The 13,323-nt window shown below is 73.4% G+C and carries 12 protein-coding genes and 1 pseudogene; 7 read left to right on the top strand and 6 right to left on the bottom strand.

What is annotated here, in order from left to right; genetic code table 11:
- A pseudogene (locus BLT59_RS27495) lies at nt 1-1,931 on the bottom strand (glycosyl transferase); the annotation flags it as partial.
- A 329-nt stretch (nt 1,932-2,260) separates the two neighbouring features.
- Here BLT59_RS27495 and BLT59_RS27490 point away from each other — a divergent pair.
- The 4 genes from BLT59_RS27490 (at nt 2,261) to BLT59_RS27475 (ending at nt 5,854) form a co-directional block, all read left to right on the top strand.
- Complete coding sequence (locus BLT59_RS27490) at nt 2,261-2,884, top strand: PadR family transcriptional regulator (protein WP_091788538.1); 624 nt, start codon at nt 2,261-2,263, stop codon at nt 2,882-2,884.
- Between the two features lie 30 nt (nt 2,885-2,914).
- Nucleotides 2,915-3,820 (top strand): glycosyltransferase family protein, encoded by a 906-nt coding sequence (locus tag BLT59_RS27485; protein ID WP_091788536.1) that lies wholly within the window; start codon nt 2,915-2,917, stop codon nt 3,818-3,820.
- Entirely contained in the window at nt 3,817-4,773 is a 957-nt protein-coding gene (locus BLT59_RS27480; protein ID WP_091788534.1) for a glycosyltransferase family 2 protein, read from the top strand. Before BLT59_RS27485 ends, BLT59_RS27480 begins: the two co-directional genes overlap by 4 nt.
- Nucleotides 4,774-4,930: 157 nt before the next feature.
- Nucleotides 4,931-5,854: a hypothetical protein gene (locus BLT59_RS27475; protein WP_091788532.1), complete on the top strand. Its 924-nt coding sequence runs from the start codon at nt 4,931-4,933 to the stop codon at nt 5,852-5,854.
- Between the two features lie 7 nt (nt 5,855-5,861).
- On the opposite strand, the gene rutD is transcribed toward BLT59_RS27475, so the two are convergent.
- The 4 genes from rutD to rutA form a co-directional block, all read right to left on the bottom strand.
- On the bottom strand, nt 5,862-6,662 hold the full coding sequence (rutD, locus tag BLT59_RS27470; protein WP_091788530.1) for a pyrimidine utilization protein D: 801 nt from the start codon (nt 6,660-6,662) through the stop codon (nt 5,862-5,864).
- Nucleotides 6,662-7,048 (bottom strand): pyrimidine utilization protein C, encoded by a 387-nt coding sequence (rutC, locus tag BLT59_RS27465; protein ID WP_091788528.1) that lies wholly within the window; start codon nt 7,046-7,048, stop codon nt 6,662-6,664. Before rutC ends, rutD begins: the two co-directional genes overlap by 1 nt.
- 114 nt (nt 7,049-7,162) lie before the next feature.
- Nucleotides 7,163-7,924 (bottom strand): pyrimidine utilization protein B, encoded by a 762-nt coding sequence (gene rutB / locus BLT59_RS27460; protein ID WP_091788526.1) that lies wholly within the window; start codon nt 7,922-7,924, stop codon nt 7,163-7,165.
- A complete protein-coding gene (gene rutA / locus BLT59_RS27455; protein WP_091788523.1) occupies nt 7,924-9,018 on the bottom strand; it encodes a pyrimidine utilization protein A in 1,095 nt (364 codons plus the stop codon). Before rutA ends, rutB begins: the two co-directional genes overlap by 1 nt.
- 437 nt (nt 9,019-9,455) lie before the next feature.
- On the opposite strand from rutA, the gene BLT59_RS27450 reads away from it, so the two are divergent.
- Nucleotides 9,456-9,872 carry a DUF4864 domain-containing protein gene (locus BLT59_RS27450; RefSeq protein WP_091788520.1) on the top strand — a complete coding sequence of 139 codons (417 nt, stop codon included), beginning with the start codon at nt 9,456-9,458 and terminating at the stop codon, nt 9,870-9,872.
- Nucleotides 9,873-9,914: 42 nt separating this feature from the next.
- Here BLT59_RS27450 and BLT59_RS31535 read toward each other — a convergent pair whose 3' ends face one another.
- Complete coding sequence (locus BLT59_RS31535) at nt 9,915-10,238, bottom strand: hypothetical protein (protein WP_091788517.1); 324 nt, start codon at nt 10,236-10,238, stop codon at nt 9,915-9,917.
- A gap of 210 nt (nt 10,239-10,448) precedes the next feature.
- Between BLT59_RS31535 and thrC the strand changes: the two genes are divergently transcribed.
- Entirely contained in the window at nt 10,449-11,861 is a 1,413-nt protein-coding gene (thrC, locus tag BLT59_RS27440) for a threonine synthase (protein ID WP_091788514.1), read from the top strand.
- Nucleotides 11,862-11,868: 7 nt separating this feature from the next.
- Nucleotides 11,869-13,164, top strand: coding sequence for a M16 family metallopeptidase (locus tag BLT59_RS27435; protein ID WP_091788511.1), 1,296 nt, complete (start codon nt 11,869-11,871; stop codon nt 13,162-13,164).
- The last annotated feature ends 159 nt before the right edge of the window (nt 13,165-13,323 follow it).

Raw genomic sequence — 13,323 nt, 5'->3', positions numbered from 1 at the left:
GACAGGCAGGCGTGGATGGCGCGCAGGGTCTCGCCGCGGCCCTTGTAGACGGGGACGATGACGACGACGCGGGCGTCGGCGATGGGCAGGGCCCGGGGCAGGCGGTCCCAGTCGTGGGCCGCGGGGGCTTTCATGGGCGGGTAGGTGCCGAGATCCTCGGGCGCGGCCATCAGCCCGGCGGCGCGGCCGGTGCGCACGTAGTGCAGGAACGGCGACTCCCCCGGACCCAGAAGATGGCCGTAGGTTTCCCTGTAGAACGCGATCGAGAACGCCTTGCTCGGGTCGCGCCCCTCATGCTGACCGTAGGCGACGAAGTGGGCGAGCGGCCCGCCGGGGGCATCGGCGGCGTCGGGGTTGCGCCTGGCGTAGAAGGCGGCGTCGAAGAACGGCGCGATTACTCGAGCCTCGTCGGCAAGCGCCGAATCCCGTGAATCCGGCGTGCCGTAGCGCGGGTGAAAGGCGCCGGCCGAGATGTCGGTGCCGTGCATCAGCGCCGTGGCGAGGAGGTGCACGAGGGGCGCGAGCCCCGTCTCGCGCATCCCGGGATGCGCGTCGGCGTAGGCCTGCCCGTTGAAGTCGGGCCTGGGATTGCGGCCCTTGGTCCAGCCTGTGTCGCAGTAGTCGCGCACCGCGTCCTGCGCCTCGGACAGCCCGTAGCGCGCCCGGTAGAAGCCGTGGTCGAAATGCCCCGCCACCAGCCGCGCCTGCAGGTCCAGGAGCGCGTCCCGGTCGAGCGCCCCCTGCCCGATCGCCCCGAGCCAGGCCGTGTCCTCGACCGGCGCCCGCGCCGGGCGCAGCCCGCACACCCGCAGCAGCGCCGCCAGCGTCGAGCGCCCCGGCCCCGGGTCGCGCAGCTCCCGCCAGCCCGCCTCGGCGAAGTGCAGGTACGGCTCGCGCCCGCCCACATCCGGATAGGTCGCCCGGTACCAGTCCGCGTCCACCGCCGGCAGGTTCAGCCGGTGCGGCTCCGCGAACGGCTCGGCCCCCGTCAGCCGGGTCTCGGCCACGTAGCGGAAGAACGGGTCGTCGCCGACCGCCCGGCTGCCGGACCGCGCCTGCACGAACCCGGCCGGGTCGAAGTCCGGCCGCGGGCTGACCCGTGCCCGCCAGCCCTCCGCCACGTAGTGGCGCAGCAGCGCGTCGTCCGTGGCGCCGGCCAGCGCCTCGGCCTGCGGCTGAGGGAGGCGCTGCCGGTAATGGGCGGCGTCGAAGTAGGGGGCGAGCGTCGCCATCCGCAGGGCCAAGGCGGCGTCCGGGTCGGGCCGGGCGGGTCCGCCGTGCAGGACGTAGTGCACCAGCGGGTTCTGGGTGGCGAAGGTGATCCCGCGGCTGAGGCAGTAGGCCAGGGTGTCGAACTGGGGCGCCGGCTCGCGGCCCTCGCGCCAGCCGGAGGCCATGTAGTGGTCGACCGGGTCGACGCCGGCGGCGGCGAGGTCGGGATTGCCGGCGCGGTAGAAGGCGCCGTCGACGAGGCGGCGGGCGAGGCGGTGGGCCTCGGCCGTGTCGGGTCTGGGCAGGGCGTCAGCCCTGCCGGCCCCACCCTCCCCGCCAGCTCCGCCAGCCCCGGCGCGGCGGCGCGCGAGGGCGTGCAGGAACGGGTTGATGCCGGCGCGGGCGAGGTGGGGGCGCTGGGCGAGGTAGGCGGCGGAGTCGAAGTCGGGGCGCGGGTCGCGGCCGGCGCGCCAGCCGTGGACGAGGTAGTCGCGCACCGGGTCGGCCGTGATCCCGTACCAGCTCGCGTAGAACGCCGCGTCGAAATGCGGCGCCATCGCGTTGACTAAGCGTGCCTCAAGATCCCCGCCCGTCGCTGCGCCTGCCCAGCGGCGGTGCAGCGCCCCAGGCTTGGCCAGCGGGTCGCGCAACCGGCCGAGGCGCCGCCTCAGCTTCGTCAGGGCCGAGGTCCGGCCGGTTCCGTCGGAGCCGCGGCGCATCTCAGGACTCTACGGAAGGGCGTTCACCGCCGGCCGTCACAGGGCGCGGCATCCATCGGCCGCCCGCCGGGCGGGCTCGGTCGAGGCACGGGGCTCTGATCGGGTCATCGGCGGCAGCTGGCAGGCAGCGTCGGGAGCGCGCGGCGGCGCGGGAGCGATCGTCCGGTCGGACACCCGTCGCACTAACGGAACCGGCCAAATCCGTAAACCGTGGGTCGCCGGCACCCGCCGCGCAGAAGCGCCACCCGGTGCGTCGAACATGCGCGCCTTGCGGCCGACCGTATTTCGATATATCTAGAATTACGTCATATCGAAACTGAGTGACATTCATGCATCCCCATCTCTCCGACTTCCTCAACGCCGATCCCTTCGATGCGGGCCGCGTCCGCGGCCATCGCGGACCCATGGGGGCCGATCCCCGCTTGCGGCACGGCCACCATGGTGGTGGGCCCGGCGAACGGCGGATGTTCGGCCGCGGCGGCCGGGGCGACCTCGCGCGCTTCTTCGCCCACGGCGACCTGCGCCTCGTCATCCTCCACCTGATCGCCGAGAAGCCGCGGCACGGCTACGAGATCATCAAGGCCATCGAGGAGCGGGTCGGCGGCGCCTACAGCCCGAGCCCCGGGACGGTTTACCCGACGCTCACGCTCCTGGAGGAACTCGGCCACGTGACGGTGACCCCCGGGGAGGGCACCAAGCGGCTGCACACGATCACGCCCGAGGGGCAGGCCTTCCTGGACGGCAACCGCCCGACCCTCGAGGCGATCCTCGCCCGGATGGCGGAGGCCGAGGCCGCCCGGGGCGACGGTCCGCCGCCCTCGGTGGTGCGCGCCCAGGAGGGGCTGAAACTCGCCCTGCGGATGCGGCTCGCCCGCGGGCCGCTCAGTGCCGAACAGGCCGCCGCCATCACGGCGGCGCTGGAGGCGGCGACCGCCGCGGTGGAACAGGCGTGAGGGACCGCGATCGCGACCGGGGCGCGCCCGGTGTCTGACCCCCGGCTCAACCGCCTCGTGCTCGGGGTCACCCTGTTCCGGCCGGGACCGGATCAGGTGGAGCGCGTCCGCGCCCTGGCCTCGGCCGGCTTTGCCGGGGTGATCGCCTTCGACAACAGCGGCCTCCCGGCCGGGCCGGCGGAGCGCCTCGCCCGGGCCGGCGTGACCGTGCTGTCGGAGGGGACGAATCTCGGTATCGCGGAGGCGCTCAACCGGATCGCCGCGGCCGCCCGGGCCGCGGGGGCCGGAGCCCTCCTCCTCCTCGACCAGGATGCCGAGCCATCCGGGGATCTCGCTGCCGCATTGCTGGCGGCGCGCGACCGCTTGCGGGAGGCCGGGATCCCGGCCGCGGTGGTGGGTCCGACCCCGGCGCCGGCCCGCGGCCTTAAGGCGCCCGCCTACCCGCCCCGGCCAGGCGCGCCGGAGCGGGACGGACTCGCGCCGGTGCAGTTCCTGGCGACCTCGGGCTCGCTCATCGACCTCGATGCCTTCGCCCGGATCGGACCGTTCCGCAGCGACTTCTTCATCGACGGGGTCGAACTCGAATGGTGCTTCCGCGCCTGGAGTCTCGGATACGGGTGTTATCGTGCCCGCGACGTCCCGATCCCGCACCGGGTCGGCGGCGGGGTGATCCGGGGACCCGGGATCGCCATGCCGCGCCAGCCCCTGTTCCGCATGGGAACCTACCTGCGCAACGCGATCTACGCGTGGCGGCTGCCGCATGTGCCGCTCCGCTGGAAGTTCGCCCAGGCCGCCTACTTGCCGCTCCAGGCCGGGCTGTACTGGGCGGATTCGGGCTGGCGGCCCGCCGTCCTGCTGCGGCTCCTCGCGGCCGCCCGCGACGGCGCCCTCGGGCGCCTCGGGCCGCCCAAGGATCTGCCCAAGGATCTGCCGTGACCGACCACCCTGCCCTTCGCCCCGTCCTCGACGTGGTGATCGTCAACTGGAATGGCGGCGCGCTGCTGCGCGCCTGCCTCGCGAGCCTCGCGGCCGCGCAGGATGCCGGGTCCGTGCAGGTCACCGTCGTGGACAATGCCTCGACGGACGGCTCCATCGAGACCTTGCCCGCCCTGCCCCGCCCGCTCCGGCTGATCCAGAACGCGGCGAATCTCGGCTTCGGCCGGGCCTGCGACCAGGGCGCCGCTGCCGGCGATGCCCCCGCGATCCTGTTCCTGAACCCGGACACGCAGGTCGCGCCCGACGCGCTCGGCGTGGCTCTGGCCGCCCTGACGGCCGATCCCCGGACCGGGATCGTCGGGGCACGGCTCGTCGATCCGGCCGGGCGGACCGCGCGCTCCTGCGCCCGGACCCCCTCGGCCCTCGGCCTCATCGGCCGCACCCTGGCGCTGGATCGGCTGGGGCTCGTGCGGCCGCACTTCCTCCTCGAATGGGACCACGCCGAGGATCGCCCCGTCGATCAGGTGATGGGCGCCTTCCTGATGATCCGCCGCGACCTGTTCCAGACGCTCGGCGGGTTTGATCCGCGCTTCTTCGTCTACTGGGAGGATGTCGACCTCTGCGCCCGCGCCCGGGCGGCAGGTTATTCCGTGCGGCACGTGGCCGGGGCGGTCGCCCGCCATGTCGGCCAGGGCACGACCCGGCAGGTGCGGGCGCGGCGGCTGTTCTACTTCCTGCGCAGCCAGATCCTCTATGCCGGCAAGCATCACGGCGCCGCCGCAGCCCTCGCCCTGATCGCGGCGAGCTTCGGCGCGCAGGTGCCGCTGCGGCTCGTCCTGGCGCTCGCTCGCCGCTCCCCCGGAGAGGCCGCGGAGGTCCTGCGGGCGGCGGTCCTCCTGGCCGCGGCGCTGCCGGGCCTCCTTCGCGATGCGCGGGTGCGGACGGCCGGCTGATCCGGTACGCCACGGCCCGATGGGCCGCGGGGGACGGCCGTGCCGATCCTGGATTTGCGATGCTGTACGCGACCCCGAGTGCCGCCGTCACATCCGCCCGCCGCCCGACCGGCAGAGCCGGCCGGACCGGGTCCGTGGCGCCGACGCGGGTGCGGCCGTGAACCTGCCCTTCGCCGGGGACGGCCGGTTCTGGGCTTGCGCCTTCCTGGGCCTCGGCCTGCCGGTCTGCCTCGCGCTGGCCTGGGCCGCCCTGGCCGGCGAGACCCTGTCGGCCTTCGACGCCTTCGGCCGGCTCGCCACCATCGCCGCGTTCCTGATCCTAGGGCTTGCCGCCCTGGCCCTGGCGACCCGGGGACGGGCCGCGCTGTTCGCGCTGCTCTGCTGGCCGACCTCGCTCGCGGCCGCGTCAGGACCGGATGGCCCCGTCCTCGCGCTTGCGGCCCTCGCCGCCGCGCTGCTCAGTCCCCGGCCGATGACGGGCCGCCGCGGGCCTGCGCGCCGCGCTGGGGCGACCGTGGCGATCGCCCTGGCGGTGCTGGCGCGGCCGGCCTGCGCGCCCCTCGCCGGGATGCTGCTGGTGCCGTTCCCGCCGCGGGGACGGCTGGCCCGCTACGGCCGGGACCGGCTGCCGCTCGCCGCACTCGCCTTCCTGCCGGCCTTCCTGCCGGCCCTCCTGCCCGCGAGCCTCTGGACACAGCATGCCGCCGGAGCGGGAGGTGGGCCCATGCCCCTGCCGATCCCGCTGCCCTGGCCGCTCTACGGCCTCTGGGCCGCCGCGCTGCTGGTGCCGGCGCTCGCGCTGCAGCGCGGCCCCCTGCCCCCGCGCGCGGAGCGGCTGTGGCTCTCGGGGTGCGCGCTGCTCGGTCTCTGGCTGATGGCCGGGGCGCAGGCCCTGGCTCCGGCGGGCGGCCTCGGCGGGCTGCCGATCCGGGACCTGCTATCCCTGGCGCCGATGGGGATCCTGGCCTTTGCCCGGGGGCGGATCGGCACCGCGGCGGCCCTGCGCTGGCCGGCCCTGCTCCCGGTGCTGGCCGCCGCGATCGACGCGGTGGCGCTGCCGCTGATCGCGCTGCGGCCGTAGGGGCCGCTCAGTCCCGGTCCAGGAAATCCAGCAGCGCCCGGTTGAAAGCCTCGGGCCGGGTGACGCTGTGGGCGTGGCCGCCGTCGGGGGCGAGGGCGAGGCGGGCCTCGGGCAGCGCCGCCGCCAGCCGCTCGGACCGCGTGTAGGGCACCAGCACGTCGTCCCGGGCCGCCATCACCAGGGTCTCGTGGCCGATCGAACCGAGACGGTCGGCAACCGTGAAGCGCTCCAGGGCGGCGATGCGGGTCAGCACGGTCTCGGCACCGGGAAAATGCGCCAGCGCCTGCGCCTCGTCGCGGGCGACCCGCTCGGCCTGCGCGGAGAGCCAGGGCGCCGGGTACAGGAAGATCGCCTGGGCCCGCACGAAGGCCTCCGGGCCGCCCCCGGCCAGGATCGCCCGGCGGGCCGCGAAGCAGCGGCGCGTGACCGGGTCCAGAGCGTCCCAGCCGTTGATCACCACGATCCGCCCGACCCGCTCGGGGGCCTCCAGCGCCATCTGGAGGGCGATCAGCCCGCCGAGCGCGTGGCCGACCACGTCGGCCCGGTCGAGGCCGACGGCATCCAGAACCGCGAGCGCGTCCCGCGCCATGGCCGGGATGCCGTGGTCCGGCTCGAGCGGGCCGGGCGAGCGCCCGGTGCCGCGATGGTCGTAGGTGACGACCCGGAACCGCGCGGTCAGGGCCGCCATCTGCGGCGCGAAATAGCCGGCCCCGCCGCCGAGCCCCGGCGAGAGCAGCACCGGACGCCCGCCCGCCGGGCCAGCCACGTCGTGATGGAGCGGGGCCGCCCCCGCCGCGCGCCTGGCCATCAGCGGCCGATATGAGCGACGGAGGCGATCTCCACCCGGGCCTCGGGCTTCACGAGGCCGCACTGGATGCAGTAGCGCGCCGGCTTCTCGCCCGGAAAATACTCCGCGTAGACGGCGTTGATCGCCGCGTAGTCGGCCCAGTCCGCCAGGAAGACGTGGTTGAAGGTAACGTCCACCATCGTGCCGCCCGCGGCCTCGACCACGCCCTTGATGGTCTCCAGCACGTGGCGGGTCTGAGCGCTTGCGTCGCCGACATGGACCACGTTGGCATCCGCATCCAGCGGCAGCGTGCCCGAGACGTACAGCACGCCGTCGGCCAGCGTGCCGGGCACGTAGGGGGCCAGCGGCTTGCCGGTCCCCGGCGGTATCACGACCTGCTTGGGCATTCCCCTGCGCCTCCCGCGTTCGACCTGACGACCAGGCCGGGCAGGACGCGCGGGAGGCCGCAGCGCGGCGGCGTTCGCGCACCCTGCCGGTCACCGGCCGGGTGCGCGATGCACTTATCCGGCCAGGTCGACGCCGGCCGCGTCAACCGCGGCGTGTGAAGGCGTGCCGAGGGCCGCCTCGAAGGCGGCGACGTCCGAGACCCAGCCGAAGAAGGTCTCGATGTTGGCGAGCGCCGCGTGGTGCAGGCTCTCCGGCCCGGCCTGATGGGTGGCGTCGGCCAGCACGATCCCGAAATACTCCCGGTGGAATCCGTCCCGCAGGGTCGACTCGACGCAGACATTGGTGGCGATGCCGGTGAAGACCAGCGTGGTCACGCCCCGGGCGCGCAGGGTGCTGTCGAGGGGCGTGTTGTAGAAGCCGCTGTAGCGCGGCTTGCCCATGACGATGTCGCCGGGCTCGGGCGTCAGGGCATCGACCAGCGCATAATCCCAGGATCCCTTGGCCAGAAGCTGCGTATTTACTCCAGGATTCCGGCGCATCGTCTTGAGGGCGTTGGATTTATGCCAGTTCGGAGAGCCCGGGCCTCCGGCCTCGACATAGGCCGGGTCCCAGCCGTTCTGGAACCACAGGACCGGGATGCCGGCACCCCGGGCCGCCGCCACCACCCGGGCGATCCGGGCGATCACCGGGCCCGTGCCCGACACGTCGAAGCCGGCCCGGTCGAGGTAGCCGCCCGGGCTGGCATAGGCGTTCTGGACGTCCACGACGATCAGGACCGTGGTCGCGGGATCGAAGGCGATCGGCTCCGGGCGGGCCGGCAGGATGACGCCGCCGTGGCGGCCGTTCGGGTCGCGATATCCGGCGGGGGCGTCCATCAGGCGACCTCCGCCAGCGGCGCCGCCGTCACGTGCCGGCGCGACCGCATCAGCGGCTGGATCCGCGTCCCGAAGGCGTCGAGGCCCTTGAGGAAGTCGTCGAAGACCAGCAGCACGCCCTCCACCCCGTCGATGGTCATGATGTCGTCGAGCATCGCGGCCACGCCGGCGTAGCTGCCCACCAGGGTGCCCATGTTGAGGTTCACCGCCGAGGCCGGGTCGGCGAGCTGGCGCACGTTGGTGTCGCCGCCGGACTTGGTGTCGGCCGCGCCCTGGAGGCCGAGCCAGGCGATCGCCTCGGAATCCGCGCCCGCCTTGTAGTGCGCCCAGGTGGCCATCGCCGCCTCGTCGGTCTCGTCGGCGATGATCATGAACAGGGCGAAGGCCGTCACCCGCCGCCCGGTCCGCGTGCTGGCCTCCGCCAGCTTCTCCACCACGGGGGCGAAGGCGGTCGGCGTGTTGAGCCCCTTCCCCAAGCAGAAATTGTAGTCCGCGTACTGGGCCGTGAAGGCCAGGCCGGCGCCGCTCTGGCCGGCGCAGATGATCTTCATGGGGGCCTGCGGACGGGGGCTCAGCCGGCAATCGTTCATCTGGAAGAACGCGCCCTTGCGGTCGCTGACCCCCGTCTCCCACAGATCGCGCAGAATCTGAGCATACTCCGCTAAATAGTGGTAACGATTGGAAAAATACTCATCCCCTGGCCACAGGCCCATCTGGTCGTATTCCGGCTTCTGCCAGCCGGTGATGAGGTTCAGGCCGAAGCGCCCGTCCGAGATCGAGTCGATGGTCGCGGCCATGCGGGCGACGATGGCGGGCGGCAGGCACAGGGTCGCCGCGGTGGCGAATAGCCGGATCCGGGTGGTGACGGCGGCGAGCCCCGCCATCAGGGTGAAGGATTCGAGGTTGTGGTCCCAGAACTCGGTCCTGCCGCCGAAGCCGCGCAGCTTGATCATCGACAGGGCGAAGTCGAGCCCGTAGCCCTCCGCCTTCAGGGTGATCTGCTTGTTCAGTTCGAAGCTCGGGCGGTACTGCGGGGCGTTCTCCGAGAGCAGCCAGCCGTTGTTGCCGATCGGAATGAACACCCCGACGCTCATGGCCGGCCCGCCTCCAGGCGTCGTCCCGGCCACGAGATCCGGAGCGGTCACGCGGTTCGGAGCAGGTGTGCCTTGGGCCGGCCCCGTTCGGGCACCGGCGCTCTCGTCCGCATGGCCTTGCATCATCGTCCGCGCTCCGCCCGGTCGGTTCCCCCGGAACCGAGTCGGCGCGGAGGCTCGCAAAACCGCGGCGGAGGGTCAAACCTGCGGCGTCCGTCCGGGGCGAAAATGCCTCTCTTTCCAGCGGCTTGCACAACCGAGGCGCGATGCGTGCTCAACCCGTGCGCGCTGCCCGTCCGGCCGCGCCGAACGGCCGAGATAAGTTTCCGTGCGTCAGCATCGTCCGGAAGCCTTCGAAAAGATTGTCACCGCCGAAACGGAGACCATTTCCAGGTGGCATTGAGAAATCTTGGTCCGATCCTGCCGGAGTGACAGCGATGCGCGCGTGGTCCGCTCTGCTCCTCGTCCTCGTCCTCGCGGGACCGGCGGCGGCGGCCGACGAGTCGGAGCGCGCGGCGGCCCGGGCGGTGATCGCCAAGCAGGAGCAGGCGCTGGGCCGCGACGACGCGCAGACCGCCTACGAGCAGGCCGCGCCGGGGATCCGAGATCTGTTCCCGAATGCCGACCTGTTCATCGGCATGGTCCGGAACCAGTATCGTCCGGTCTACCGCCACCGCAGCTTCGTGTTCGGCGAGGCGCGGGACACGGACGAGGCGGGCGTGGTCCAGTCGGTGGCGATCCAGGACGAGTACGGCATCGACTGGACGGCCGAGTACAGCCTCGCCCGGGACGCGGACGGGCAGTGGCGCATCACCGGCTGCCGCCTGGTCAAGGCGCCCGGCGCGCGCGCCTGAGGGGTGCCCGCCACCGTCGCGGCGGGCACGGGCCTGTCGGCCTCAGGGCCGGAACGCCGCGAGCCTGTCGAGCATCTGCAGGGCGACGTCGGCGCAGGCCTTCGTCGAATCGTCGTCGGCGCATTTCACGTCCACGCGCGCGTCGCCGCGCTCCAGCACGATATGGGCGGCCCGCGACGGCGGTGGCGGCGGGGGACCGTCGGGACCGGGGCCGCGCCTCGGGTCGCCCGGCGGCGGCGGCGGGGGTGGCGCGCCGGCCTCGGGGCCGGGCCGCGGGCCGCCGGGCGGCGGCGGTGGGGCCTGCGCGAAGGCGGCGGTGCCGCACAGCAGCGCCGCGGCACCCGCGAGGGCGATGAGTCGGGTCATGTCGGCTCTCTCCGAGGCTCGATCCGCCCCGCCGGCTGGGGCGCCGCGGGGTGCGCCGGCTCTAGGGCGTGCCCGGGAAACCGGCCCTGAACCGGCCCGTTCAGCCCCGGTTAAAGGCCGGGCCCCCCGGGCGGACCGGCCGCGCGTCCGGGACTTTCGACAGGCCCGCCCGCATCGTGTAGAGGGGGCGCCTTCCCCTCGGAGGACCCTGTGCTCCACGTCTCGACTCGCGGCGCGGCCGCGCCGCTCTCGTTCTCGGACGCGCTCCTGGCGGGCCTCGCCCGCGACGGCGGGCTCTACGTGCCGCAGACCTGGCCGAAGATCGGCCATCCGGAGATCGCTGCGCTCGCCGGCCGTCCCTACGCGGAGGCCGCCAAGCGCGTGCTGCGCCCGCTGATCGACGGCGACATCGCCGGCCCTGACCTCGACCGGATGATCGACGCGTCCTACGCCACGTTCCGCCACCCGGCGGTCTGCCCGCTGACCCAGCTCGACGACAACCTGTTCCTGCTGGAACTCTTCCACGGGCCGACGCTCGCCTTCAAGGACGTGGCGATGCAGCTGCTCGGGCGGCTGATGGACCACGTGCTGGCCGAGCGCGGCGCCCGCGCCACCATCGTGGGCGCGACCTCGGGCGACACCGGCTCGGCCGCCGTGGAGGCCTTCGGCGGCCTCGACCGGGTCGACGTGTTCATCCTCTACCCGCACGGCCGGGTCTCCGAGGTGCAGCGGCGGCAGATGACCTCGGTGCCGGCGCAGAACGTCCACGCGCTGGCCGTCGACGGCACGTTCGACGATTGCCAGAACCTCGTCAAAGCCTTGTTCCAGCACGCCGATTTCGCCGATTCGGTGCGGCTGTCGGGTGTCAACTCGATCAACTGGGCCCGGGTGGCGGCGCAGGCCGTGTACTACTTCACCAGCGCGGTGGCTTTGGGCGCCCCCCACCGGCCGGTCTCCTTCGCGGTGCCGACGGGCAATTTCGGCGACGTGCTGGCCGGCTGGGTCGCCAAGCAGATGGGTCTGCCGGTCGAGCGGCTGATGATCGGCACCAATGCCAACGACATCCTGGTGCGGACCCTGGAGCACGGCGCCTACGCGCTGCGCGGCGTGGTGCCCACCACCTCGCCCTCCATGGACATCCAGATCTCGTCGAATTTCGAGCGGCTCCTGTTCGAGGCGCTGGGGCGCGACGCCTCCTCCCTGTCGCGGCTGATGGCCGGCCTGAAGCAGTCCGGCGGCTTCGACCTGAGTCCGGAGGTTCTGGCCGCGATCCGCTCCGAGTTCGACGCCGTCGCGGTGCCGGAACCCGAGGTCATGGCGGAGATCGCCCTGACCCAGGCCGCCACCGGGGTGGTGCTCGACCCCCACAGCGCCATCGGCGTGCATGCCGGGCGGCGGCTGCTGGAGAAGGACCCGGCGACGCCGGTCATCGCGCTGGCCACGGCGCATCCCGCGAAATTCCCGGACGCGGTCGCCAAGGCCACCGGCGGCCTGCGTCCGTCCCTGCCCCCGCACCTCGCCGACCTGATGGACCGGCCCGAGCGCCTGACCCGGGTGGCCAACGATCAGGCCGCTCTGGAGACGCTCATCCGCGAGCGTGCCCGCATCACCAGGGGTGCCTGAGTCCGCGATGAACCAGCACTTCTCCACGCACGCCGCCTCGCCGTCCCTGCGCACGACCCGGCTCGACAACGGGGTCACGGTGGTCACCGAGCCGATGCCGGGGGTCGCTACCGCCAGCCTCGGCGTCTGGGTCGGGGCGGGCTCGCGCAACGAGCGCGCCGACGAGGCGGGCCTGTCCCATCTCATCGAGCACATGGCCTTCAAGGGGACGCGGGCGCGCTCGGCGCAGGCGATCGCCGAGGCGATTGAGAATGTCGGCGGCGAGATCAACGCCGCGACCTCCACGGAGGGGACAAGCTACACCGCCCGGGTGCTCGGCGAGGATGTGGGCCTCGCCCTCGACGTGATCGGCGACATCCTCACCGATTCGGTCTTCGACGCAGGCGAACTCGCCCGGGAGAAGGGCGTGATCCTGCAGGAATACGCCGCCGTCGAGGACACTCCCGACGACGTGGTCTATGACGCCTTCACGGAGGCCGCCTTCCCGGACCAGCCCGTCGGCCGGCCGATCCTCGGGCGGCCGGAGACGATCCGGAGCTTCGACGAGGCCGGCATCCGGGCCTATCTCGACCGGGAATACACGCCGGACCGCATCGTCGTGGCCGGGGCCGGGGCCGTCACCCACGAGGCGATCGTGGCGGCGGCCGAGCGCCATTTCGGCGCCCTGCCGGCCAAATCCGCCCCCGCGTCCGTGCCGGGCGTCTACGGCGGCGGCGAGCGGCGGATGCCGCGCAAGCTCGAGCAGGCCAACGTGGTGATCGGCCTGCCGGGCCTCTCCTTCCGGGACGAAAGCTACTACGCGCTCCACATGTTCGCGCAGGTGCTGGGCGGCGGCCTGACCTCGCGGCTCTGGCAGGAGGTGCGCGAGACCCGCGGCCTCGCCTACGAGATCCAGGCCTTCCACTGGCCGTTCTCGGATTGCGGTCTGTTCGGCATCGGCGCCGGCACCGCCGGGGCGGACCTGCCGGAACTCGTCGACGTGACGCTTGCCGCCACAGCCCGCGCGGCCCGCGACCTCGGCGAGCCCGAGATCGCCCGCGCCAAGGCGCAGCTCAAGGTCTCGCTGCTCTCGGCTCTCGAGACGCCCGGCGGGCGCATCGAGCGCAACGCCCGCCAGATCCTGGCCTGGGGCCGGGTGATTCCCGCCGGAGAGGTGATCGACAAGGTCGACGCCGTCACGGTGGCGGATGTCCGGGCCGCGGCGGCCGCGATGCTGCAGGGCACGCCGACGCTGGCGGCGATCGGTCCGATCCGCAAGCTGCCCGCCCTCGACAAGATCGCGGGCGCGCTCCGGGCGGCCTGAGCGCCGCCCGACGCGATGGAGGTCCGACCCGCCCCTTCAGGAGAGGGGGGAGATCGGGGGAGTCCGGGTTGGGCAGCCTCTGAGATAATCCGGATCGTGCCCAGAACGGCCGCCTCCGGTCGGGCCCAACTTGATTTGGCCGCAAAGGGGCGCGATCCG

The sequence above is a fragment of the Methylobacterium sp. UNC378MF genome (genome assembly GCF_900103195.1).
Classification (GTDB): Bacteria; Pseudomonadota; Alphaproteobacteria; order Rhizobiales; family Beijerinckiaceae; genus Methylobacterium.
Note: the sequence above shows the minus strand (reverse complement) of the source record. Positions and strands in the feature narration are given on the sequence as shown.

Bases quoted from the DNA above. Each gene is read 5' to 3' on its own strand.
- rutD (WP_091788530.1), bottom strand. From the start codon at position 6,662: ATGGCCAGGCGCGCGGCGGGGGCGGCCCCGCTCCATCACGACGTGGCT.
- rutA (WP_091788523.1), bottom strand. From the start codon at position 9,018: ATGAGCGTCGGGGTGTTCATTCCGATCGGCAACAACGGCTGGCTGCTC.
- rutB (WP_091788526.1), bottom strand. From the start codon at position 7,924: ATGGACGCCCCCGCCGGATATCGCGACCCGAACGGCCGCCACGGCGGC.
- BLT59_RS31535 (WP_091788517.1), bottom strand. From the start codon at position 10,238: ATGACCCGACTCATCGCCCTCGCGGGTGCCGCGGCGCTGCTGTGCGGC.
- BLT59_RS27490 (WP_091788538.1), top strand. From the start codon at position 2,261: ATGCATCCCCATCTCTCCGACTTCCTCAACGCCGATCCCTTCGATGCG.
- BLT59_RS27450 (WP_091788520.1), top strand. From the start codon at position 9,456: ATGCGCGCGTGGTCCGCTCTGCTCCTCGTCCTCGTCCTCGCGGGACCG.
- rutC (WP_091788528.1), bottom strand. From the start codon at position 7,048: ATGCCCAAGCAGGTCGTGATACCGCCGGGGACCGGCAAGCCGCTGGCC.
- BLT59_RS27435 (WP_091788511.1), top strand. From the start codon at position 11,869: ATGAACCAGCACTTCTCCACGCACGCCGCCTCGCCGTCCCTGCGCACG.